Consider the following 23,621-nt stretch of genomic DNA (forward strand, 5'->3'; position numbering starts at 1 on the left):
TGGCGCACCAATAAAAAAGGCGCGTTCCTTGCGGAGCGCGCCTTTTCTTGTTTGGCGGTGTATCAGCTGCCAAGGGCCTTCGAGGCCAGCCAGAACAACCCGGCCGACAGGGCCACGGTGGCTGGCAGGGTCAATACCCAGGCCAGCAGGATGGTTCTGACGGTGCCGCTTTGCAGGCCGCTCTTGTTGGCGACCATGGTGCCCGCCACACCCGAGGACAGCACGTGGGTGGTGGAAACCGGCAGGCTGAAGATGTTCGCCATGCCGATCAGGCTGGCGGTGGTGATCTGCGCGGACATGCCTTGGGAGTAGGTCATGCCTTGCTTGCCGATCTTCTCGCCAATGGTCAGTACCACGCGTTTCCAGCCGACCATGGTGCCCAGGCCCAGGGCCAGTGCAACCGCCAGGATCACCCAGAACGGAGCGTATTCGGTGGTGGTGGTCAGGTCCTTGCGCAGCTTGTCCAGGTCAGCCTTTTCACGGGCCCCGAGAGTCGGCAACTTGCTGACTTTCTTCGCCGTGTCGTCCAGGCAGAGCAGGTAACGACGTACTTCGATGCGGCTTTCCGACGGCAGCGAGTGGTAGTCGGCTACACCCTTGAGGGTGCCGAGCAGGGCGGTGATGGTCGGTTCGGTCTGTTGCGGGTTGCAACGGAACTTCTCCGGCAGATCGCCTTCCACGCTCTTGCCCAGGGCCAGGAACTCGCCCAGGGTTTCAGCATTACGCTGGTAGAACTGGCTCAGGTGCAGCGTGGCGTCGCGAGTCCGCTCGATCTGATAGGTCGTGCTGTTCAGGTCGAGGACGAACTGCGCTGGCACGATACCGATCAGGACCAGCATGATCAGGCCGATACCTTTCTGGCCATCGTTGGAACCGTGCACGAAACTCACGGCCATGGCCGAGATCACCAGTACCAGGCGATTCCAGAACGGCGGGTGTTTCTTGTCGTCGATCTTGCGGCGCTGTTCCGGCGTCTTGTGCATCTTCGACAGCGGACGCCACCATTTAAGACCGATCAGGATCAGCGCTGCGATCAGGAAACCGGCCATTGGCGAGAACACCAGCGAGGCGCCGATATCGATCGCTTTCTGCCAGTTCACACCGTCAGCCAGCGGAATATCGTTGATCAGGGCGTTGGCCAGGCCGACACCGAGGATCGAACCGATCAACGTGTGGGAACTGGACGCGGGAATACCGAAGTACCAGGTGCCCAGGTTCCAGGTAATGGCGGCGGCGAGCAACGAGAACACCATGGCCAGTCCGTGACCGGTGTTCACATTGATCAGCAGTTCTACCGGCAGCAGGTGGACGATGGCATACGCCACGCCGACCCCGCCCAGCAGCACGCCGAGGAAGTTGAACACACCGGAGAAGAACACCGCCAGATGAGGCGGCATGGCTTTGGTGTAGATAACGGTCGCCACCGCGTTAGCGGTGTCATGAAAGCCATTGATGAACTCGAAGGCGAGGACAAAGGCCAGGGCGAGCAAGAGGCTTACAAGCACCCAAGCATTCAGTCCGCTGAATAAATCGATCATGAAGGTTTTCTGACCCGGTCATAAGGGGGCGCGATTATGCCAGAAAAGACTGCTAATCAATGCACTAGCTGCTCATCGGTAACATTCTTCAACGAATTTTTTTGCCGCCGCACCTGAAAACCCACGGTTTTGCTGCGTTTTTTAAGTCATTGATTTAATTGAAAAAATATACTGTCACAAAACCTTCACGGCCCGGTAAGAGGGGCTTGAACAGTTGTGAGAAAAATCTGAGAAATAGGTCAGATACCGGAAATCTACCGGATTCGACGACGGTGATGGCCGCTGCCCGCTCGTAGCGGGCGCGAAAGGCAGCATCAATACATCCCGCTTTTAACGGGTGCAGAGGCAGGCCCTTATAAGGATCAGGCCGAAGCAGTCATGGCTCTTCGGCTTTGAGTTCCTTTTCCATTTTTTGAATTTCCTGCTGGAAAACCTGATCCTGAACGGTGGCGCGTTTACGCCAGGGTTTGCGTTCCGGTTCGGGTTGAGCGGCGTAAGTGGTGACTTCTCCGCCGTAAACTTCCTTGTAACGTTGTTCCTGGCGCTCTAGTTCCGCGCGCAGTTCGTCTTTCGTCACAGTGCTACCTGATTGAGTTGGGATAAATTCTGGTGAAAACGCGCTGCATCAAATCGTTTGATCACGTTTGTCGAATGGGCAATGCCCGTCAAGGCATCGTTTTTGGCAACAACGTGATCAATACTTCCATGTCACAGGCGGCCACGGCACCAGAGATAAACAGCTGACGTAGCTTCAGTTTCCTGTTTCGGCAAGCGCATCGACAAGGCTGTGCAATGCGGATCTGGCGCTTGCAACGGGCAACGGCGATGGAACATCACATTGCCGGGCAACGGGTTCGGCAAGTAAAAAACCGAAGCGCTACTGAATTGTATTATAGCGGCCGATTCGAAGAACACTATCTCCAAAGAGTTAAAAGTTGTTCTTGGTGTGTGACCGTTTTGTTGCTCGCAACTTTACGATTAAGTGGAGCGTCGACTGATAGCAGATCGCTGCGATGTCTTTCTGATGCCATTAAGTCAGGCAAGTTGCGGTAATTGGATTGCCCCATTAAGTCCTGTGTCGAGTCGGCGTAAACATGGGGTCGTGAGTCGGCGAAAAAAACGGGCGTCGGCGGATCCGGTTATTCATATGGTGGATTGCGATTATCGGTCGAGCGTTCGATAATCGCACGGAGTTGACGGGTCGGGCTTGAGCGCCAGGCGCCAGCCCTTTGTAATAGTCGCTGATCCGAATGGGTAAAAGGACCTTGTATGAACGATCAAATGCGTAATTCCTTCGCTTCAGTGGCTCCTCCCATCGTTGCCTCACCAGCCAAACGGATCCAGGCACTGACCGGCGACCCGGATTTCATGACGTCCCTGGCCCGTGGCCTGGCCGTGGTGCAAGCGTTCCAGGAGCGCAAACGGCACCTGACCATCGCCCAGATCAGCCACCGCACGGAAATTCCCCGCGCCGCCGTGCGCCGTTGCCTGCACACCCTGATCAAACTCGGCTACGCCACCACCGACGGCCGCACCTATTCGCTGCTGCCCAAAGTGCTGACCCTCGGCCATGCCTATGTGTCATCGACGCCGCTGGCGGTTTCCGCCCAGCCGTACCTGGACCGCATGAGCGAGCAACTGCACGAGGCCTGCAACATGGCCACGCTGGAGGGTGATGACATTCTGTACATCGCCCGCTCCGCGACCACCCAGCGCCTGATTTCGGTGGACCTGTCGGTGGGCGGGCGCTTGCCGGCCTACTGCACGTCGATGGGGCGGATCCTGCTGGCCGCGCTGGACGACACCTCGCTTGGCGAATACCTCGACCACGCCGAATTGCAAGCCAAGACCAGCCGCACGATCCACACCCCCGAGGCGTTGCTCGAATGCCTGCAAGAAGTACGACTGCAAGGCTGGTGCATCGTCGACCAGGAACTCGAGCAAGGGCTGCGTTCGATTGCCGTCCCGGTGTACGACGCTTCCGGGCAGGTGGTTGCGGCCCTCAATGTCAGCACCCATGCGGGGCGGGTCAGCCGCAATGAACTGGAACAGCGTTTCCTGCCCGGTTTGTTGAGCGCCAGCCGCGACCTCAGCGCGCAGTTGTTTGCCTAAGCTGTTCGATAAACGCACAGAGATGTGTTTATCGAATTGACGCTGTTTCCTCCGGATCATTACTGTCGCGGCTTCGTCAGCATCTGCTGACACCGTTCGACTGCGATCCGTGGAATAAAAATAATGAACCAGCCTCAGTCTGCTGTAGGAAACTGCCTCGACGTGCAGTCCTTCATCAATGCCCAACCCATTTCGCGCTACCAGTGGCGCGTGGTGATCCTGTGTTTCCTGATTGTCTTCCTCGATGGCCTCGACACCGCGGCCATGGGATTCATCGCTCCGGCCCTGTCCCAGGACTGGGGTATCGACCGCGCCAGTCTCGGCCCGGTGATGAGTGCGGCGTTGATCGGCATGGTCTTCGGCGCTCTGGGATCGGGCCCGTTGGCTGACCGCTTCGGGCGAAAAGTCGTGCTGGTCGGTGCGGTGCTGTTGTTCGGCGCCTTCAGCCTGGCCTCGGCCTACAGCAGCAATGTCGATCAATTGCTGGTGTTGCGCTTCCTGACCGGCCTGGGTCTGGGTGCCGGCATGCCGAACGCCACGACCCTGCTGTCGGAGTACACACCGGAGCGCAAGAAATCCCTGCTGGTGACCAGCATGTTCTGCGGTTTCAACCTCGGCATGGCCGGCGGTGGATTCATCTCGGCCAAACTCATTCCGGCCTTTGGCTGGCACAGCCTGCTGCTGATCGGCGGGGTTCTGCCGCTGATCCTCGCCGTCGTTTTGCTGCTCTGGCTGCCGGAGTCGGCGCGTTACCTGGTGGTGCGCAACCGCGGTACGGACAAAGTGCGCAAGGCACTGGCGCCGATCGACCCGACGGTGGTGGCCCAGGCGTCCAGTTTCAGCGTGCCGGAACAGAAAACCGTGAAGGCGCGCAATGTGTTTGCAGTGATCTTCTCTGGCACCTACAGCACCGGCACCTTGCTGTTGTGGCTGACCTACTTCATGGGCCTGGTGATCGTTTACCTGCTGACCAGCTGGCTGCCGACCCTGATGCGTGACAGTGGCGCGAGCATGGAGCAGGCTGCCTTCATCGGCGCGCTGTTCCAGTTTGGTGGCGTGCTGAGTGCGGTGGGCGTGGGCTGGGCAATGGACCGGTTCAATCCGCACAAGGTCATCGGCACTTTCTACCTGTTGGCCGGGGTGTTTGCCTACGCGGTAGGGCAGAGCCTGGGCAACATCACAATCCTGGCGACCCTGGTGCTGGTGGCCGGGATGTGTGTCAACGGTGCGCAATCGGCAATGCCGTCACTGGCGGCGCGGTTCTATCCGACTCAAGGGCGGGCCACCGGCGTGTCGTGGATGCTCGGCATCGGCCGCTTCGGTGCCATCCTCGGTGCGTGGATGGGCGCAACGCTGCTGGGGCTGGGCTGGAACTTCGAGCAAGTGCTGACGGCGCTGGTGATTCCGGCGGCGCTGGCAACGACGGCGGTGGTGATCAAGGGCATGGTCAGTCATGCGGATGCGACCTGAGGCCTGTCCGATTCTTCATTGAGTGTGCAGACCTCTTCGCGAGCAGGCTCGCTCCCACAGGTGATCGCATTCCTCTGTGGGAGCGAGCCTGCTCGCGAAGCTTTTGGGGATCGGTAGCCAAGCAACAATATGTTCGATAATCGAACGCTTAGTCGATTATCGGATTGTTTGGCGTTTTGCACGGGCTTAATCTTCAGTCATTCCGGCGCTGCGCATCGGCGCCTTCTTCCACTGTCGGTTAACAATAAACGGGAGCCTGCCCCAATGGCTGAAATCCTTTCGCTGCACGACGCGGTGAAGCAATTCGTAAACGACGGCGATACGGTCGCGCTCGAAGGCTTTACCCACCTGATCCCGACGGCGGCGGGTCACGAAATCATTCGCCAGGGCAAGAAAGACCTGACCCTGGTGCGAATGACCCCTGACTTGATCTACGACCAGTTGATCGGTGCCGGTTGTGCCCGCAAGCTGATTTTCTCCTGGGGTGGTAACCCTGGCGTAGGTTCGCTGCACCGTCTGCGTGACGCCGTAGAGAAGCAGTGGCCCCACGCGCTGGAAATCGAAGAACACAGCCACGCCGACCTGGCCAATGCCTACGTCGCCGGCGCTTCCGGCCTGCCGTTCGCGGTACTGCGTGCCTACGCCGGTTCCGACCTGCCGAAGGTCAATCCGCTGATCAAATCCGTCACTTGCCCGTTCACCGGCGAAGTGTTGGCCGCCGTGCCTTCGGTGCGCCCGGACATTACCGTGATTCACGCGCAGAAAGCCGACCGCAAGGGCAACGTGCTGCTCTGGGGCATCCTTGGCGTGCAGAAAGAAGCCGCCCTGGCCGCCAAGCGCTGCATCGTCACCGTTGAGGAAATCGTCGACGACCTCAATGCACCGATGAACTCCTGTGTATTGCCAACCTGGGCCTTGAGCGCGGTTTGCCATGTACCTGGCGGTGCGCATCCGTCCTACGCCCATGGTTACAACGAGCGCGACAACCGCTTCTACCAGGCCTGGGACCCGATTGCCCGCGACCGTGAAACCTTCACCGCGTGGATCAACGAATACATCCACGGCAGCGCTGACTTCAGCGAGTTCCAGGCCAAACTGGCCGCCGCTTCGGAGGCGAAGTAATGACTTACACCACCAATGAAATGATGACCGTCGCCGCCGCTCGCCGTCTGAAGAACGGTTCGGTGTGCTTCGTCGGTATCGGCCTGCCGTCGAAAGCAGCCAACCTGGCGCGCCTGACTTCCTCGCCTGATGTCGTCCTGATCTACGAATCGGGTCCGATCGGTGCCAAGCCAAGCGTACTGCCACTGTCGATCGGTGACGGTGAACTGGCGGAAACCGCCGACACCGTAGTTCCTACCGGCGAGATTTTCCGCTACTGGCTGCAGGGCGGGCGCATTGACGTCGGCTTCCTCGGCGCGGCGCAGGTCGACCGTTTCGGCAACATCAACACCACTGTCGTGGGTGATTACCACGCGCCGAAAGTCCGTCTGCCGGGTGCAGGTGGCGCGCCGGAGATTGCCGGTTCCGCCAAGAGTGTGTTGATCATCCTCAAGCAGTCGTCGCGCTCCTTTGTCGACAAACTCGACTTCATTACCTCGGTCGGCCACGGCGAGGGCGGTGATTCGCGCAAGCGTCTCGGCCTGCCAGGCGCCGGTCCGGTGGGGATCATCACCGACCTGTGCATCATGGAGCCGGAAGAGGGCACCCACGAATTCGTGGTCACCGCACTGCACCCGGGCGTGACCCGCGAGCAAGTGGTTGCGGCCACCGGTTGGGCGATTCGCTTTGCCGACCATGTCGAGCAAACCGCCGAGCCGACTGAAGTCGAGCTGACCGCGCTGCGCGACCTCGAAGCTCGTACCGCCGCCGCACACGGCCAAGCCCCCGGAGAAGCGTGATGCGTGACGTTTATATCTGCGACGCGATTCGTACCCCCATCGGCCGTTTCGGCGGTGGCCTGTCGACGGTGCGTGCCGACGACCTGGCTGCCGTGCCAATCAAGGCCTTGATGGAGCGCAACCCGTCGGTGGACTGGAACGCCGTGGACGAGGTGTTCCTCGGCTGCGCCAACCAGGCCGGTGAAGACAACCGCAACGTCGCGCGTATGGCGCTGTTGCTGGCCGGCCTGCCGGAAACCATTCCCGGCGTGACCCTCAACCGCCTCTGCGCTTCGGGCATGGATGCCATCGGCACCGCGTTCCGCGCCATCGCCAGCGGCGAGATGGAGCTGGCGATCGCCGGTGGCGTCGAGTCGATGTCCCGCGCACCGTTCGTGATGGGCAAGGCCGATGCAGCGTTTTCGCGCAACATGAAGCTCGAAGACACCACCATCGGCTGGCGCTTCATCAACCCGTTGATGAAGGCCCAGTACGGCGTGAACGCGATGCCGCAGACCGCTGACAACGTGGCCGACGATTACAAGGTGTCCCGCGCCGATCAGGACGCGTTCGCCCTGCGCAGTCAACAACGCACGGCCGCCGCGCAAGCCGCCGGGTTCTTCGCCGAAGAAATCGTTGAAGTGCGCATCACCCACAAGAAAGGTGAAACCGTGGTCAGCCAGGACGAGCATCCTCGCGCCGACACCACGCTGGAAGCCCTGACCAAACTGAAACCGGTCAACGGCCCCGACAAGACTGTCACCGCCGGCAATGCCTCGGGTGTGAACGACGGTGCTGCCGCGTTGATCCTGGCTTCGGCCGAAGCGGTGAAGAAACACGGCCTGACTGCCCGCGCCAAAGTACTGGGCATGGCCAGCGCCGGTGTTGCCCCGCGAGTGATGGGCATCGGCCCGGTGCCAGCGGTGCGTAAACTGATCGAGCGCCTCGGTGTGGCGGTCAGTGAGTTTGACGTGATCGAACTCAACGAAGCCTTCGCCAGCCAGGGCTTGGCGGTGCTGCGTGAACTGGGGATCGCGGACGACGCGGCCCAGGTCAACCCGAACGGTGGCGCGATTGCCTTGGGTCACCCGTTGGGCATGAGCGGCGCGCGACTGGTGTTGACCGCGTTGCATCAGCTGGAAAAAACCGGTGGCAAGAAAGGTCTGGCGACCATGTGCGTCGGTGTCGGCCAAGGTCTGGCTTTGGCGATCGAGCGCGTCTGACGCGCTCTGAAGACTTATAAGAACTGAGGAATGTTTCATGACTGACAAGCCTGGTTACCGTCGTCCGCAGGAAGGCACTCAACCGCCGTACCTACATCCGACCTACCAATCAACCAACCTGCGCTCGCCGTCGAAACCGTTGGTGTTCCTGCCCCATTCGTTGTCGGAAATTACCGGTCCTACCATTGGCGCCGAGCGCGTCAATGAGAAGGACAATGACCTGACTGCCCAGCATGACGCGGAACCTCAGGGTGAACGCATCATCATCCACGGCCGCGTTCTGGACGAAAACGGTCTGCCAGTACCCGGGATTCTGGTGGAGATCTGGCAGGCCAACGCCGCCGGTCGCTACGCCCATGTCCGCGACCTGCACGACGCACCGCTGGACCCGAATTTCACCGGCACCGGCCGCACCGTGACCGACGCCGATGGCTGGTACCAGTTCCAGACCATCAAGCCTGGTGCGTATCCGTGGGGCAACCACCACAACGCCTGGCGCCCGGCGCACATCCATTTCTCGCTGTTCGGGCCGAGCATCCTGACGCGCCTGGTGACGCAGATGTATTTCCCGGGCGACCCGTTGCTGGCGTACGACCCGATCTACAACTGCGTGCCCGATACCAGCGCCAAAGAGCGCTTGATCGCCGCGTTCGATCTGGAAAAAACCATCCCTTCCTATGCCCTAGGTTATCGCTGGGACATCGTTTTGCGCGGCCGCGACGCCACGCCGATGGAGAAATAAGATGACGCTGACTGCGACCACGTCCCACACCGTCGGGCCGTATTACCACATCGGCCTGACCTGGCTGAACCGCGAAAACCTGACCGTCGAACAAACCCTGGGCGAGCGCGTGGCGATCACCGGGCAAGTGGTCGACGGCAATGGCGACATCGTCAACGACGCGATGCTGGAAGTCTGGCAGGCCAACGCCGCCGGCAAGTACGACCATCCGGAAGACGACCAGGACAAACCCCTGGACCCGAACTTCGAGGGCTTTGGCCGGGTGCCGGTGGATGCCGAAGGGCGTTTCCGTTTCACCACCATCAAGCCGGGTATGGTCGAGGGGCTCAAAGGCACGACCCAGGCACCGCACCTGGTGGTGCTGGTGTTTGCCCGTGGCCTGGTCAAGCACCTGCTGACGCGGATTTACTTTGATGGCGAGGCGGCGAACGTCAACGATCCGTTGCTGGAATGCGTGCCGGCTGAGCGTCGCAATACGCTGCTGGCCAAGCAGGATGCGTCGGGCGTGTACCAGTGGAACGTGATTCTGCAGGGCACCGATGCCGAGACGGTGTTCTTCGATTATTGAGTGAACACATAACTTGTGGCGAGGGAGCTTGCTCCCGCTGGCTTGCGAAGCGAGCCCAAACCCGGCTATCACGGTAAATCAGGCAGACCACATTGGCCGATTTTACGACTGCTTCGCAGCCGAGCGGGAGCAAGCTCCCTCGCCACAAGAGGTTGTGTTGGCTTCAGCTGTTGCATCTGCGGATCGGGATTGTTGCAAAGTGTGTCTAGACTCTCACTGTCCCCATTGAGTGAAAAAACAATGACAACACCCACAGCTCCTATAGCTCTTTATACGGGCGAAGAACGCAACAAGCGGATCTTCGCTATTGTCGGTGCCTCGTCCGGCAACCTGGTCGAATGGTTCGACTTCTACGTCTACGCCTTCTGTGCGATCTATTTCGCACCTGCCTTTTTCCCGTCCGATAACCCTACGGTGCAGTTGGTCAACACCGCTGGCGTGTTTGCCGCCGGGTTCCTGATGCGACCGATTGGTGGCTGGATTTTCGGGCGCTTGGCGGACAAGCACGGGCGCAAGAATTCGATGTTGATCTCGATTCTGATGATGTGCTTCGGCTCGCTGCTGATCGCTTGCCTGCCGACCTACAACAGCATCGGGGTCTGGGCACCTATCCTGCTGCTGTTCGCCCGTTTGCTGCAAGGCTTGTCGGTGGGCGGTGAGTACGGCACGACCGCGACCTACATGAGTGAAGTGGCGCTCAAGGGCCAACGCGGGTTCTTCGCCTCGTTCCAGTACGTGACCCTGATCGGCGGTCAGTTGCTCGCGGTGTCGCTGGTGGTGATCCTGCAACAGTTCCTCACCGAAGATGACCTGCGTGCCTACGGCTGGCGGATACCCTTCGTGGTGGGTGCCATGGCGGCGCTGGTTTCGCTGTATCTGCGTCGTTCGCTGAAAGAAACCACCAGCAAGGAAATGCGCGAAAACAAGGACGCCGGCAGCATCAGCGCGTTGTTTCGCGACCATAAAGCCGCGTTCATCACCGTGCTTGGTTACACCGCTGGTGGCTCGCTGATTTTCTACACCTTCACCACGTACATGCAGAAGTACCTGGTGAACACCGCCGGCATGCCGGCCAAGACCGCCAGCTACATCATGACCGGCGCGCTGTTCCTCTATATGTGCATGCAGCCGATTTTCGGCATGCTCGCCGACAGGATCGGCCGGCGTAACTCGATGCTCTGGTTCGGCGCCCTCGGCACGTTGTTCACCGTACCGATCCTGTTGAGCCTGAAAAGTGTCAGCAGTCCGTTCCTGGCCTTTGTGTTGATTACCCTGGCGCTGGTGATCGTCAGTTTCTACACCTCGATCAGCGGTTTGGTAAAAGCTGAAATGTTCCCGCCGGAAGTGCGTGCGCTAGGTGTCGGCCTGGCGTATGCGGTGGCGAATGCGATCTTCGGTGGTTCGGCGGAATATGTGGCCTTGAGCCTCAAGGCCGTGGGCATGGAAAACTCCTTCTACTGGTACGTCACGGTGATGATGGCGGTGGCATTCCTGTTCAGCCTGCGCCTGCCGAAACAGCCGAAGTATCTGCAGCAAGACCTTTGATCTTCACGCGCGGGTCGTAAAGGCCCGCGCCTTCAGGAACTGTTTATGAACCAGCGACCGGGCAATCAATTGTTCGATGCCTATTTCACTGCCCGCGATATGCGTGAGGTGTTCTGCGATCAGGGCCGTGTCCAGGCCATGCTCGATTTCGAAGCGGCACTTGCCCGGGCCGAAGCGCGGGTCGGGATGATTCCGTCGAGTGCTGTCGCGCCGATTGAAGCGGCTTGTCGTGCCGGGCTTTACGACTTTGCGGCGTTGGGCGAGGCGATTGCCACGGCCGGTAATTCGGCGATTCCGTTGGTCAAGGCGCTGGGTAAACAAATTGCGGCCACCGATGTCGAAGCCGAACGCTATGTGCATCTGGGCGCGACCAGCCAGGACGTGATGGACAGCGGCCTGGTGCTGCAACTACGCCGGGCGCTGGAACTGATCGAAGGAGACTTGGCACAACTGGGGCAGACCCTAGCGTCCCAGGCCCAGCGCTACGCGACCACGCCATTGGCCGGACGCACCTGGCTGCAGCATGCGACGCCGGTCACCCTCGGTATGAAGATCGCCGGCTGGCTGGGGGCGGTGACCCGCAGTCGCCAACGCTTGGCCGAACTCAAGCCGCGCCTGCTGGTGCTGCAATTCGGCGGTGCGTCCGGAACCCTTGCGGCCCTAGGCGACCAGGCCATGCCGATAGCCCGGTCGCTGGCCGAAGAGCTGCAACTGACCTTGCCCGATCAGCCGTGGCACACCCAGCGCGACCGCGTGGTGGAGTTCGGCGCCGTGCTCGGCCTGATCGCCGGCAGCCTCGGCAAACTCGGTCGCGACATCAGCCTGTTGATGCAAACCGAGGCCGCCGAAGTGTTCGAACCCTCGGCGCCGGGCAAGGGCGGTTCCTCGACCATGCCGCACAAACGCAATCCTGTGGGCGCGGCGGTGTTGATCGGCGCGGCGACGCGTGTGCCAGGTCTGCTGTCGACGCTGTTCAGCGCCATGCCCCAGGAACACGAACGCAGCCTCGGCCTGTGGCATGCCGAGTGGGAAACCTTGCCGGAGATTTGCTGCCTGGTGTCGGGCAGCCTGCAGCAAGCGCTGTTGATCGCCCAAGGGCTGGAAGTGGATGCCGAGCGCATGGCGCGCAACCTCGATTTGACCCGGGGCCTGGTGCTCGCCGAAGCGGTGAGCATCGTCCTCGCGCAGCGGGTTGGGCGCGATACCGCGCATCATCTGCTGGAACAATGCTGCAAACGCGCCGTGGCCGAACAACGTCACCTGCGCGCGGTCCTCGGCGACGAACCGCAAGTGACCGCCGAACTGTCGGCGGCTGAACTCGATCATCTGCTGGACCCCGCCCATTATCTCGGTCAGGCCAAAACCTGGGTCGAGCGGGCGGTGGCTGAACATTCTGCATTGACTGCCTGAAGGAGACTTGCTGTGGCTTTTGTACAACTCGCCGAGGGCGAACTGCATTACCAACTCGATGGACCGGTCGATGCGCCGGTGCTGGTGCTGTCCAACTCCCTGGGCACGGACCTGCACATGTGGGACGCGCAGATCCCGGCGTTCACCGAGCATTTTCGCGTGCTGCGTTTCGACACTCGTGGTCACGGCCAATCGCTGGTGACGCCGGGCCCGTACAGCATCGAGCAGCTGGGCCACGACGTGCTGGCGCTCCTGGACGCGTTGCACATTGAACGCGCGCATTTCTGCGGATTGTCTATGGGCGGGCTGATCGGCCAGTGGCTAGGTATCAACGCCGGTGAGCGCCTGAACAAACTGATCGTGTGCAATACCGCAGCGAAAATCGGCGATCCGTCAGTGTGGAACCCGCGCATCGAAACGGTGCTGCGTGATGGTCAGGCGGCCATGGTTGCCCTGCGCGATGCATCGATTGCCCGCTGGTTCACCCCGGACTTCTCCGAAGCCAACCCGGCGGCGGCCAAGCAGATTACCGACATGCTCGCGGCCACTTCCCCACAGGGCTATGCAGCCAACTGTGCAGCCGTGCGCGATGCCGATTTCCGCGATCAATTGTCGTCGATCAAGGCGCCGCTGCTGGTCATCGCTGGCACCGAAGACGCGGTGACGCCACCGTCCGGCGGACACTTCATTCAGGAACATGTGCCGGGCGCCGAGTACGCCGAGTTCTATGCCGCGCATTTGTCCAACGTCCAGGCCGGCAGCGCGTTCAGCGAGCGGGTACTGGCGTTTCTGTCGGCTGATTGAGGGTATTGCTGTGGATGAGAAACAACGTTACGACGCGGGGATGGAAGTCCGTCGCGCGGTCCTCGGCGACGCCCACGTCGACCGCAGCCTGACCACCCTGACCGAGTTCAACTCGGAGTTCCAGGAGATGATCACCCGCCACGCCTGGGGTGACATCTGGACTCGCCCGGGCCTGCCGCGCCACACCCGCAGCCTGATCACCATCGCCATGCTGATCGGCATGAACCGCGAGGGCGAACTCAAACTGCACCTGCGCGCCGCCGCCAACAACGGCGTCAGCCGTGGCGAGATCAAGGAAGTGATCATGCAGAGCGCAATCTACTGCGGGATTCCGGCGGCCAATGCGACGTTCCACCTGGCCGAGTCGGTGTGGGATGAGTTGGGGGTTGAGTCGCGGGAGTAAGCTATATAGCGGTGAACAACCTGTGGGAGCGAGCTTGCTCGCGATGGCGGTGTAACAGTCAATGTAGATGTTGAATGTTACGACCTCATCGCGAGCAAGCGCGCTCCCACATTTGTTTTGTGTTTACAGCAGGCTGATCGGATAGCTGATGATCACGCGGTTCTCATCGAACTCGTTGTTGCTGTAGTCGCGGCGGATGGTCGAGTTGCGCCATTTCACGTTCAGGTCCTTCAGCGCACCGCTTTGCACGGTGTAGCCCAGTTCACTTTCGCGTCCCCATTCCTTGCCGTCGGTGATGGTGCCGGTGTGCACATTGTCACCGCTGATGTAGCGGTTCATCAGGGTCAGGCCCGGTACGCCCACGGCGGCGAAGTTGTAGTCGTGACGTACTTGCCAGGATTTCTCCCGGGCATTGTCGTAGCTGGAGTTGTAGCTGTCGTTGGCCAGTGTCCCGCCGCTGGTGCCGTTGACCCGCATCCAGGCGTTGTCGCCAGTTAGTTTTTGCAGGCCGACGTAGAACGTGTTGCCGCCGTACTTGGCCGAAAACAGGCCATACATTGTCTTGTTGTCCAGCTCGCCGGCCCGGGCGCTGCCGTCATCCTTGCCGTAGAAGAAGCCCAGGTTGGCGCCCAGGGTCCAGTCGCCAAGCGGTTGGCTGTGGATCAGATTGATGAATTGCTGGCTGTAGATGTCCTTGAGCTCGGCATTCCACAGGCCGACCTGGGTGCGCTTGTCGTTGAACACGTACTCGCCGCCCTGGAAGTTGAAACGGTCGGAGGTGAACGCGGCTTTGCCGGTCATCGACATGTCGTTCATGCTGCTGTCGTCCCGTGGGCTGTTCTGGCGGAACTGGCCGCCGTAGAGCGTCAGGCCATTGATTTCCTTCGACGTGATCTGGCCGCCCCGGAAGGTTTGCGGCAGCGAACGACCGTCGTCCGAACGCAGGATTGGCAGCACCGGCATCCACTCGCCGACTTTGACTTCGGTCTGCGACAGCTTGGCCTTGAACGCCACGTTGGTGCGGCCAAAGTTGTCTGCCGGGCGACCGTCATGATCCAGCGGCAGCAGTTGCGTACCGCCTGTGCCTTTGCCGCCGTCGAGCTTCACCGAATACAAACCGAGCACATCCATGCCGAACCCGACGGTGCCTTGGGTGAAACCGGACTTGGCGTCGAGGATGAAACTCTGCGTCCATTCTTCTGCCTTGCCCTGGGCCTTGGTCGGGTTGGTGAAGTTGCGGTTGATGTAGAAGTTGCGCAGGTTCAGGTTGACCTTGGCCCCTTCGACAAAACCCGACTCCTCGGCGTAGGCGGGCAGGGCCGCGCTGGCCAGGGCCAAGGCGATCAGGCTGGGAACGAAGTACTGCGCGGTGGAAGACGTCATGAGCTCGGGTCTCTCTAATTCTTGGGGATGAAGCGAGGTGATGCCGCAACCCGGGGTTGCAGACGAGTATTCGAAATCAGCACAAAACGAAGCGGGTCAGCCGGAGAGGGCGGGGCGCGGGGGCATGGTGTCGAACCTGTTGTTATTGGTTTTGTGGTTCGGATGGTGCGGGGAATGTACTGGATGGTTCAATCGTAAAAAGCGGGTTTTGGGCGATTATCGAACGCAAGATTGGGCGGCGTTCAGGAGTGGCTATGCGGGCCTCTTCACGGATAGGCTCGTTCACGAACGTTATCGAGGAAAAATTCAGGAATAATAGTTTGAGTTGATATATAAATTTAATTCGTAAAAATACTCCACTTTAAAGTAACGCTTTTCCATTTGTAACTGGTATTTCTGACAGTTGAGTGCGCCTTTTTCAGGGAGTAGTGTTTCGTCTCGGATGGTTTGGTGAGTGTCCAGTAATAATTCATATTTTTTGGAGAAAATGACATGGCTGGTCAAGGTGCGGAAAAACGTTCATTCACTACTACTGGTGCTGCGCAATCACTGTATGAGAAACCAAGGATTGCTCAGGGCTTTGTCAAGCTTGAAGTTACAAGAGGTGATGGCGCCCCAGTATCGATGGAAACTAATTGGATTGGTTTCGGTATGGGAGAAACGAGTTTCTCACTCGAAGCTTATTTTGGCGAGGATACCGGCCATCTGGTGGAAACGGTTGGCTTGATGACCATCATTAAAGTTGCGAAGGGAAGTTATGAAATCAGAGATCCATTTGGAGACAAACCATATAAGGTGGCTGCTTTGTTTGGCAAAGGAAGGCCAGATGAAAATCTGCAAGGTGATAATTTTGGGCAAGGCAAGTTGATAGTGTTGGATGTTGTCGATGAGTCAGCGAGAAAATATATTAAAGGTAAATTTGAGTTTTCTTTTCTTGATCGCAATAAGGTAATGGTAAAGGTTGAGGCGAAGGAGTTTTCGGCTGAATATGGTAGTTGATGCTGCATTTGAGTTTGTGGTGAATGAGTTTAAGAATGTTTTGTAGTATAAAAAAAGCCCACCAATCGGTGGGCTTCGTGTTTTCACAGCGCTATCAGAAGTACTTCATCTTCGGCGCTTCTTCTTTCAACGGCTCGTTCTTCGCGGTCTGTTCGTTCCAACCACCACCCAGGGCCTTGTACAGGTTGACCTGGCTGACCAGTTGCGCCAGGCGGTCGGTGATCAGCACTTGCTGCGCACTGAACAGCTGACGCTGGGCATCGAGGAAGGTCAGGTTGCTGTCGACACCAATACGGTAACGACGCTCGGCCAGACGGTAGTACTCCTGGTTGGCACTGACGAAATCTTTCTGTGCCTGCAACTGCTGGACATAGGTCTGGCGGGCGGCCAGGCCGTCGGCGACTTCCTGGAAGGCCGTTTGAATGGACTTCTCGTAGTTCGCCACGCCGATGTCTTTCTGGATTTTCGAGTAATCCAGGCTGGCGCTCAAGGCGCCGGCGTTGAAGATCGGCAGGTTGATCTGCGGCTGGAACAGCCACGTGCCCGAACCACCCTTGAACAGACCGGACAGGTCCGGGCTCAAGGTCCCGGCATTGGCCGTGAGGCTGATGCTCGGGAAGAACGCGGCCCGCGCCGCGCCGATGTTGGCGTTGGCGGCCTTCAGGTTGTACTCGGCCTGAAGGATGTCCGGACGACGATGCAGCAGGTCCGACGGCAGGCCGGGCGGAACGTCGCTCAGCAGGTCGTCGTCAAGCGGTTTGGCCGCTTGCAGGTTGGCCGGGACGCCGGTGCCGAGCAGCAGCACCAGGATGTTCTCGTCCTGGGCGACCTGACGGGTGTACTTGGCCAGTTGCGCACGGGCGTTTTCCACCGAGGTGCGCGACTGTGCCAGGTCCAGGGCCGAGGCGACGCCGACTTCGTTGCTGCGGGCGGTGAGCTTGTAGCTCTCCTCGAAGGCGGCCAGGGTGTCCTGGGTCAGCTTGTACAGTTCCTTGTCGGCCTGCCAGGTCAGGTAGGCATTCGCCACACTGGCCACCAGGCTGATCTGCGTGCTGCGGCGGCCTTCTTCGGTGGCGAAGTACTTCTGCAGCGCCTCTTCGTTCAGGCTGCGAACCCGACCAAACAGGTCGAGTTCATAGGCGCTGACACCCACCGTTGCCGAGTAGGAACTGGTGATGCCGGCTTGACCGGTCTGCGAAGCGTCAGTCGGAACGCGCTGACGGCTGCCTGTGCCGTTGGCCGAGACGGCCGGGAACAGATCGGCACGGGAGATGCGGTATTGAGCCGCAAATGCGTCGATGTTCAGGGCCGCGACACGCAGGTCACGGTTGTTTTCCAGGGCCACCTGGATCAGCTGTTGCAGCGCCGGGTCATGGAAAAACTGCTTCCAGCCCTGCTCGGCAGCCGCTTGCGCCGGAGCCTGGGCCGGCGAGTACGCCAGGCCCTGCGGGTACTGGCCCGCCACCGGCGCTTCGGGCTGCTGATAATCAGGTATCAGCGAGCAGCCACCGAGCACGAAGGCGGCGACTGCCAGGGAGAGTAGCGACTTGCTCATTAGCCAGCCTCTTTAGGAGTTTCAGTAGCGTCATCCTGGTCGGCGATTTTGCGTTGGCCTATGGACGACACGGTAACGAAGAACAGCGGGACCCAGAAGATCGCCAGCACAGTCGCCGTGATCATACCGCCGATCACGCCGGTACCGATTGCATGCTGGCTACCGGAACCTGCGCCCGTGGATATCGCCAGTGGTACCACACCGAGGACGAAGGCGAGCGAGGTCATGATGATCGGTCGCAGACGCATGCGGCAGGCTTCAATTGCCGCATCGCGCAGGCTACGCCCTTGTTCGTGTAGTTCCTTGGCAAATTCGACAATCAGAATGGCGTTTTTCGCCGCCAGACCGATAGTCGTCAACAAACCTACCTGGAAGTACACGTCGTTGGACAAACCGCGAAGGCTGGTGGCCATCAGTGCACCGATGATCCCCAGCGGCACCACCAACATCACCGCGATCGGAATCGACCAGCTTTCATACAACGCCGCCAGACACAGGAACACCATCAGCAGCGACAGGGCGTACAGCGCCGGCGCTTGCGAACCGGACAGACGTTCCTCATACGACAGGCCGGTCCAGGAAATACCGACACCCGCCGGCAGTTTCTTGGCGATGGCTTCGACTTCGAGCATGGCTTCACCGGTGGAATAGCCTGGCGCCGGGGCACCGAGGATTTCCATCGCTTCCACGCCGTTGTAACGGGCCAGTTTCGGTGAACCGTAAATCCACTCGCCCTTGGCGAACGCCGAGAACGGAACCATGGTGCCGGTGGCGTTGCGCACGTACCACTTCTGCAGGTCTTCAGGGCCCATGCGAGCGCCTGGCTGGCCTTGCACGTATACCTTCTTCACCCGACCACGGTCGATGAAGTCGTTGACGTAGCTACTGCCCAGGGCAATCGACAGGGTGTTGTTGATGTCGGCGATGGTAATGCCCAGGGCACTGGCCTTCTCGTCATCGATTTCCAGCTGGTATTGCGGTTCGTCGTTCAGGCCGTTCGGACGCACCTGGGTCAGAATCTTGCTTTGTGCGGCCATGCCGAGGAACTGGTTGCGCGCTTGCATCAGTTTTTCGTGGCCGATACCGGCGCGGTCCTGCAGGAACACGTCGAAACCGGTGGCGTTACCCAGTTCCAGTACCGCCGGTGGTGCGAAAGCGAACACCATGGCATCGCGGAAGGTGAAGAAGTGCTGCTGGGCACGGGCCGCCACCTTGAACACGTTGTTGTCGGCGTTACGTTCGTCCCACGGACGCAGCATGATGAACGCCATACCCGAGCTCTGGCCACGGCCGGCGAAGTTGAAGCCGGTCACGGTAAACACCGAGTTCACCGCATCGCCTTCGCCGCCATCCTTGCCAGGGCGCAGCAGGAATTCACGCATTTCGTCGACGACCACCTGGGTGCGCTGGGCCGTGGAGCCGGCAGGCGTCTGCACCTGGGCGAACAGTACACCTTGGTCTTCTTCCGGCAGGAACGCCGTTGGAATGCGGGTGAATAGCCAGATCATACCGACGACGATGATCAGGTAGGCCAGCAGGTACGGGGCCTTGTGCGCGAGCATGTTGCCCACGCCGCGCTCGTAGCTGCGTACGCCGCGGTCGAAATTGCGGTTGAACCAGCCAAAGAAACCGCGTTTCGGGGTGCCGTGCTCGCCTTTCCGGATCGGCTTGAGCATGGTGGCGCAGAGCGCCGGGGTGAAGATCAGTGCAACCAGTACCGACAGGGCCATGGCCGAGACGATGGTGATCGAGAACTGCTTGTAGATCACACCGGTGGAACCGCTGAAGAACGCCATGGGCAGCAGCACCGCCGACAACACCAAGGCGATACCCACCAGTGCGCCCTGGATCTGGCCCATGGATTTCTTGGTGGCTTCCTTGGGTGACAGGCCTTCTTCGCTCATCACCCGTTCGACGTTTTCCACCACGACGATGGCATCGTCCACCAGCAAACCGATGGCCAGCACCATGCCGAACATGGTCAGGGTGTTGATGCTGAAACCGGCGGCCGCGAGGATGCCGAACGTACCGAGCAATACCACTGGCACGGTCATCGTGGTGATGATGGTGGCACGGAAGTTCTGCAGGAACAGGAACATCACCAGGAACACCAGCGCGACCGCTTCGACCAGGGTGTGAACCACGCCCCTGATCGACTCCGTTACTACCGGCGTGGTGTCGTACGGGAACACCACTTCCATACCTTGCGGGAAGAAGGGTTTGAGGCTGTCGATGGTGGTGCGCAGGGCCTTGGCGGTATCGAGCGCGTTGGCACCGGTGGCCAGTTTCACCGCCAGGCCGGAAGCCGGGGCGCCGTTGAACTGGGCGTTGATGCTGTAGTTCTCGCCACCCAGACCGACTTCGGCAACATCTTTCAGGCGAACCTGGGAACCGTCCTTGTTGACCTTGAGCAGGATCTTGTCGAATTGCTCCGCGGTCTGCAGGCGGGTCTTGCCGATGATGGTCGCGTTCAGCTGGGTGCCGGGCAGGGCAGGCAGGCCGCCGAGCTGGCCGGACGATATCTGGACGTTTTGCGCGGCGATAGCGGTCTTGACGTCGATCGGGGTCAGGCTGAAGTTGTTCAACTTGGCCGGGTCGAGCCAGATACGCATGGCGTACTGGGAACCGAACACCTGGAAGTCACCGACACCGGCGGTCCGCGAGATCGGGTCCTGCATGTTCGACACGATGTAGTTGGACAGGTCGTCCTTGGTCATGCTGCCGTCACGCGACACCACGCCGATCACCAACAGGAAGTTCTTCACCGCCTTGGTGACGCGGATACCCTGTTGCTGCACTTCTTGCGGCAGCAGCGGGGTGGCCAGGTTCAGCTTGTTCTGGACCTGAACCTGCGCGGTGTCGGAGTTGGTGCCTTGCTCAAAGGTCGCTGTAATGGTCATGGTGCCGTCGGAGTTACTTTCCGACGAGACATAACGCAGGTTGTCGATACCGTTGAGCTGTTGCTCGATCACCTGAACCACAGTGTCCTGGACCGTTTGTGCCGAAGCACCCGGGTAGGCCACGGAGATGGCGATCGCTGGAGGCGCAATGCTCGGGTACTGGTTGATCGGCAACCGGAGGATCGATAGTGCCCCGACCAACATGATCACCAGGGCAATTACCCAAGCGAAAATCGGACGGTCGATAAAAAATTTCGACATGGTTTACTCCCCTTTGCCGCCAGAGGCTTTATCAGCTGCCTGGGCGGGGGCCGGGTTCGTTACGGCTACGTTGGTCGCTTCACTGGCCTTGACTTCGACGCCAGGTTTGACGAATTGCAGACCTTCGGTGATCAGGCGATCGCCAGCCTTCAGGCCGTCTTCGATCAGCCATTGATTGCCGACGGTGCGGTTGGCCTTGAGTTGACGCAGTTCGACCTTGTTGTCCGGGCCGACAACCAGTGCGGTTGGCGTCCCCTTGAGGTCGCGGGTCACGCCTTGTTGCGGGGCCAGGATCGCCGCGCTGTTCACACCGGCCAGCAACTTGGCGTGCACGAACATGCCTGGCAGAAGGGTGTGGTCAGGGTTCGGGAAAATGGCACGCAGGGTGACGGAACCGGTGGTCTGGTCAACCGAGATTTCGGAGAATTCCAGCTTGCCGTCCAGCTTGTATTCGCTGCCGTCTTCGAGGGTCAGCTTGACCGAGGCGGCGTTATCGCCAGCCTTTTGCAGGCGACCGCTTTCCAGCTCACGGCGCAGTTGCAACAGCTCGACCGAGGACTGCGTCACGTCGACGTAGATCGGGTCGATTTGCTGGATTACCGCCATCGCGTCGACCTGAGCATTGCTCACCAGCGCGCCTTCGGTCACCGAGGAGCGGCCGATGCGGCCGGTCAGCGGGGCATAGACCTTGGTGTAGCGCACGTTGATCTGTGCGGTTTGCAGCGAGGCTTCCGATTGCAGGCGGTTGGCCACGGCGGTGTCGTATTCCTGACGGCTCACAGCCTGCTCATCGACCAGTTGCTTGTAGCGGTCGGAAATCGACTTGGTCGAACGCAGGTTGGCTTCGGCGCTGGCGAGCGTTGCTTCATAGATCGACGGGTCGATCTGATAGAGCTGTTGGCCGGCCTTGACGTCGCTGCCTTCCTTGAACAGGCGCTTGAGAATGATGCCGTTGACCTGCGGGCGGACTTCGGCAATGCGGAACGCACTGGTACGGCCGGGCAGATCGGATGTCAGGGTGAAAGCTTGCGGTTGCAGAGTCACGACGCCGACCTGAGGCGGTGGGGCGGCCGGTGCTGCCTCTTCCTTTTTGCATCCGCTGAGTAGCGATGCCAGGGCGACGGCGGCGACCAGAGCGGTAACAGCTGGCTTGAATTGCATGAAAATCCTCGGGTCAGGCGCGCAAGGTGCGCACTAGAAAGGTGGAAGGTTGAAAAATGTTTGCCGAGTAGATAAGTAGCTTACTAAGGAATATACTTACGTACATGGCTGTTTGTAAATACCCAGGCTGTGTACTCACGCCGTTACACAAGCCGTTGAAAGATTGGAATTGTAGGCCGGGGACGAACCCCCAGAACGTTCGCCCCACTTTTATTCAGCCGATGTTCAGGCATCGCTGAAGCACCCTGATTGAGGTTGTACTGCCATGGTCCGTCGTACCAAAGAGGAAGCTCAGGAAACCCGCGCGCAAATTCTCGTGGCGGCCGAAAAGGCCTTTTTCGAGCGAGGCGTGGCGCGCACGACCCTGGCGGACATCGCGACCCTGGCCGGCGTCACTCGAGGGGCCATCTACTGGCATTTCAGCAACAAGGCGGATCTGGTGCAGGCCATGCTCGACACCCTGCATGAGCCCCTGGAAGAAATGGCCAAGGCCAGCGAGAGCGAAGACGAACTCGATCCCCTGGGCTGCATGCGCAAGCTGTTGATTCATTTGTTTCATCAAATTGCGCTGGACCCGAAAACCCGACGCATCAATGAGATTCTTTTTCATAAGTGCGAATTCACCGATGAAATGTGCGACCTGCGCCAACAACGGGTATCAGCCAGCCTCGAATGCAATGTGCGGATCGGCCTGGCCCTGAGTAATGCCGTGAATCGTGGCCAGTTGCCGGAAAATCTCGACACTGCCCGCGCCGCGATCAGCCTGCATGCTTATATTGATGGCATCCTGTATCAGTGGTTGCTGGCCCCCGCCAGTTTTGAATTGCACACCGAAGCCGAGCGTTGGGTCGATACCGGGCTGGATCTGTTGCGCTTCAGCCCCAGCCTGCGCAAATAAAGCAAAATGCGTAATCGACGTCTTCTGTGTCAACCGTTGAAGCCGAAGATGAACAGTTCTTCACGCGCCCTTCGACAATGGGGTGCTTTTATATACTTACACTCGGCACGTTGACAGGTAGCAAGCTCAGTAATTTGTAGGGAATTTGTGTCGAGACTGTGAGCGAATGGTAGTCGCCCGTTTTTTTCACCGTGCGGACATCAGTTTGTGAACTGATACCGGGGTGGAGGGCGGTCGGAGGGCGTGGCGCAGAGGCCGGGACGTTCCCCTCCGATTTATTACGATGTCTATTTACTGATACTAAAGTTAACCGTGTAGCTGAAGGGTGGCCTTGTCATCTTTTTTGAGATTGTCGCGTTGCATTTGTACTGGCCATTTCCTGATGGTTCGACTGTTGCCTTCCAGTCAGGTTTGTAGTCAGGCTCTAAAACGCCGTAACCAACTGGAGCCGCCATCCGGGTTTTCAGTCGGCATCGATAACCGTGCACTTCATATACCAGGTCGAGACTGACAGGTTCAACTTTTTGCCTGCGAGGTTGCCAGCCTGTTTTGTCGAGTGTAAAAGGTCTGGAATAGGGTATGTCGAGGATTTCTTTGGTGCCTGGCCCGACATTAAACGTTATCAAGGGACCATTCAGCGGAACTTCCAAGCCCGAAATGCTCTTCAGTTTTAACGTGCCGAAAGTGTTGTTCGACAGTTTGAGGGTGATGACGGTGTCGGTCATGCTGTTTGCATTGATTGAGTAAAATAAAAGCATTGCAAGTATTG

At 59.5% G+C, this 23,621-nt stretch carries 20 protein-coding genes; 13 read left to right on the forward strand and 7 right to left on the reverse strand.

Annotated features, from left to right (window positions below; genetic code table 11):
- Nucleotides 1-62: 62 nt before the first annotated feature.
- On the reverse strand, nucleotides 63-1,538 hold the full coding sequence (locus VC35_RS16050; RefSeq protein ID WP_046041436.1) for an inorganic phosphate transporter: 1,476 nt from the start codon (nucleotides 1,536-1,538) through the stop codon (nucleotides 63-65).
- Nucleotides 1,539-1,914: 376 nt separating this feature from the next.
- Nucleotides 1,915-2,115 (reverse strand): hypothetical protein, encoded by a 201-nt coding sequence (locus VC35_RS16055; RefSeq protein ID WP_008054177.1) that lies wholly within the window; start codon nucleotides 2,113-2,115, stop codon nucleotides 1,915-1,917.
- A gap of 692 nt (nucleotides 2,116-2,807) precedes the next feature.
- Between VC35_RS16055 and pcaR the strand changes: the two genes are divergently transcribed.
- The 11 genes from pcaR (at nucleotide 2,808) to pcaC (ending at nucleotide 13,695) form a co-directional block, all read left to right on the forward strand.
- Nucleotides 2,808-3,650: a pca regulon transcriptional regulator PcaR gene (gene pcaR, locus VC35_RS16060; protein ID WP_008054175.1), complete on the forward strand. Its 843-nt coding sequence runs from the start codon at nucleotides 2,808-2,810 to the stop codon at nucleotides 3,648-3,650.
- Nucleotides 3,651-3,773: 123 nt separating this feature from the next.
- Nucleotides 3,774-5,120 (forward strand): 4-hydroxybenzoate transporter PcaK, encoded by a 1,347-nt coding sequence (gene pcaK / locus VC35_RS16065; protein ID WP_046041439.1) that lies wholly within the window; start codon nucleotides 3,774-3,776, stop codon nucleotides 5,118-5,120.
- Nucleotides 5,121-5,384: 264 nt separating this feature from the next.
- Entirely contained in the window at nucleotides 5,385-6,242 is an 858-nt protein-coding gene (locus tag VC35_RS16070; protein ID WP_008054173.1) for a CoA transferase subunit A, read from the forward strand.
- Nucleotides 6,242-7,021: a CoA-transferase subunit beta gene (locus VC35_RS16075; RefSeq protein WP_008054172.1), complete on the forward strand. Its 780-nt coding sequence runs from the start codon at nucleotides 6,242-6,244 to the stop codon at nucleotides 7,019-7,021. The genes VC35_RS16070 and VC35_RS16075 overlap by 1 nt, the downstream gene beginning before the upstream one ends.
- Entirely contained in the window at nucleotides 7,018-8,223 is a 1,206-nt protein-coding gene (pcaF, locus tag VC35_RS16080) for a 3-oxoadipyl-CoA thiolase (RefSeq protein ID WP_185754799.1), read from the forward strand. Before VC35_RS16075 ends, pcaF begins: the two co-directional genes overlap by 4 nt.
- Before the next feature lie 37 nt (nucleotides 8,224-8,260).
- Nucleotides 8,261-8,965: a protocatechuate 3,4-dioxygenase subunit beta gene (gene pcaH / locus VC35_RS16085; RefSeq protein ID WP_046041442.1), complete on the forward strand. Its 705-nt coding sequence runs from the start codon at nucleotides 8,261-8,263 to the stop codon at nucleotides 8,963-8,965.
- Nucleotide 8,966: 1 nt separating this feature from the next.
- Nucleotides 8,967-9,533: a protocatechuate 3,4-dioxygenase subunit alpha gene (gene pcaG / locus VC35_RS16090; protein ID WP_046041444.1), complete on the forward strand. Its 567-nt coding sequence runs from the start codon at nucleotides 8,967-8,969 to the stop codon at nucleotides 9,531-9,533.
- 240 nt (nucleotides 9,534-9,773) lie between these two features.
- On the forward strand, nucleotides 9,774-11,078 hold the full coding sequence (locus tag VC35_RS16095; RefSeq protein ID WP_046041446.1) for an MFS family transporter: 1,305 nt from the start codon (nucleotides 9,774-9,776) through the stop codon (nucleotides 11,076-11,078).
- Nucleotides 11,079-11,123: 45 nt separating this feature from the next.
- Complete coding sequence (locus tag VC35_RS16100) at nucleotides 11,124-12,488, forward strand: 3-carboxy-cis,cis-muconate cycloisomerase (protein WP_046041447.1); 1,365 nt, start codon at nucleotides 11,124-11,126, stop codon at nucleotides 12,486-12,488.
- Nucleotides 12,489-12,500: 12 nt separating this feature from the next.
- Nucleotides 12,501-13,292 carry a 3-oxoadipate enol-lactonase gene (pcaD, locus tag VC35_RS16105; RefSeq protein ID WP_046041449.1) on the forward strand — a complete coding sequence of 264 codons (792 nt, stop codon included), beginning with the start codon at nucleotides 12,501-12,503 and terminating at the stop codon, nucleotides 13,290-13,292.
- Nucleotides 13,293-13,302: 10 nt separating this feature from the next.
- A complete protein-coding gene (gene pcaC / locus VC35_RS16110; protein ID WP_046041451.1) occupies nucleotides 13,303-13,695 on the forward strand; it encodes a 4-carboxymuconolactone decarboxylase in 393 nt (130 codons plus the stop codon).
- Nucleotides 13,696-13,818: 123 nt separating this feature from the next.
- On the opposite strand, the gene VC35_RS16115 is transcribed toward pcaC, so the two are convergent.
- Nucleotides 13,819-15,078: an OprD family porin gene (locus VC35_RS16115; protein WP_046041453.1), complete on the reverse strand. Its 1,260-nt coding sequence runs from the start codon at nucleotides 15,076-15,078 to the stop codon at nucleotides 13,819-13,821.
- Nucleotides 15,079-15,570: 492 nt separating this feature from the next.
- Between VC35_RS16115 and VC35_RS16125 the strand changes: the two genes are divergently transcribed.
- The gene (locus VC35_RS16125; RefSeq protein ID WP_046041456.1) at nucleotides 15,571-16,077 is read left to right on the forward strand and encodes a hypothetical protein; all 507 of its coding nucleotides are present in this window, start codon (nucleotides 15,571-15,573) and stop codon (nucleotides 16,075-16,077) included.
- A gap of 94 nt (nucleotides 16,078-16,171) precedes the next feature.
- Here the strand turns inward: VC35_RS16125 and emhC are convergent, their stop codons facing one another.
- From emhC to VC35_RS16140, 3 genes are read right to left on the reverse strand one after another with little or no spacing between them, the layout of a single operon-like run.
- The gene (emhC, locus tag VC35_RS16130; RefSeq protein ID WP_046041458.1) at nucleotides 16,172-17,632 is read right to left on the reverse strand and encodes an efflux RND transporter outer membrane subunit EmhC; all 1,461 of its coding nucleotides are present in this window, start codon (nucleotides 17,630-17,632) and stop codon (nucleotides 16,172-16,174) included.
- On the reverse strand, nucleotides 17,632-20,793 hold the full coding sequence (gene emhB / locus VC35_RS16135) for an efflux RND transporter permease subunit EmhB (RefSeq protein ID WP_046041460.1): 3,162 nt from the start codon (nucleotides 20,791-20,793) through the stop codon (nucleotides 17,632-17,634). The genes emhC and emhB overlap by 1 nt, the downstream gene beginning before the upstream one ends.
- A gap of 3 nt (nucleotides 20,794-20,796) precedes the next feature.
- Entirely contained in the window at nucleotides 20,797-21,954 is a 1,158-nt protein-coding gene (locus VC35_RS16140; RefSeq protein WP_046041461.1) for an efflux RND transporter periplasmic adaptor subunit, read from the reverse strand.
- A gap of 265 nt (nucleotides 21,955-22,219) precedes the next feature.
- Between VC35_RS16140 and emhR the strand changes: the two genes are divergently transcribed.
- Nucleotides 22,220-22,852 carry an efflux system transcriptional repressor EmhR gene (gene emhR, locus VC35_RS16145; RefSeq protein WP_046041463.1) on the forward strand — a complete coding sequence of 211 codons (633 nt, stop codon included), beginning with the start codon at nucleotides 22,220-22,222 and terminating at the stop codon, nucleotides 22,850-22,852.
- Nucleotides 22,853-23,139: 287 nt separating this feature from the next.
- On the opposite strand, the gene VC35_RS29550 is transcribed toward emhR, so the two are convergent.
- Nucleotides 23,140-23,577 (reverse strand): hypothetical protein, encoded by a 438-nt coding sequence (locus tag VC35_RS29550; RefSeq protein WP_221174490.1) that lies wholly within the window; start codon nucleotides 23,575-23,577, stop codon nucleotides 23,140-23,142.
- Nucleotides 23,578-23,621: the final 44 nt, after the last annotated feature.

Source organism: Pseudomonas fluorescens, assembly GCF_000967965.1.
Lineage (GTDB): Bacteria > Pseudomonadota > Gammaproteobacteria > Pseudomonadales > Pseudomonadaceae > Aquipseudomonas > Aquipseudomonas grandcourensis.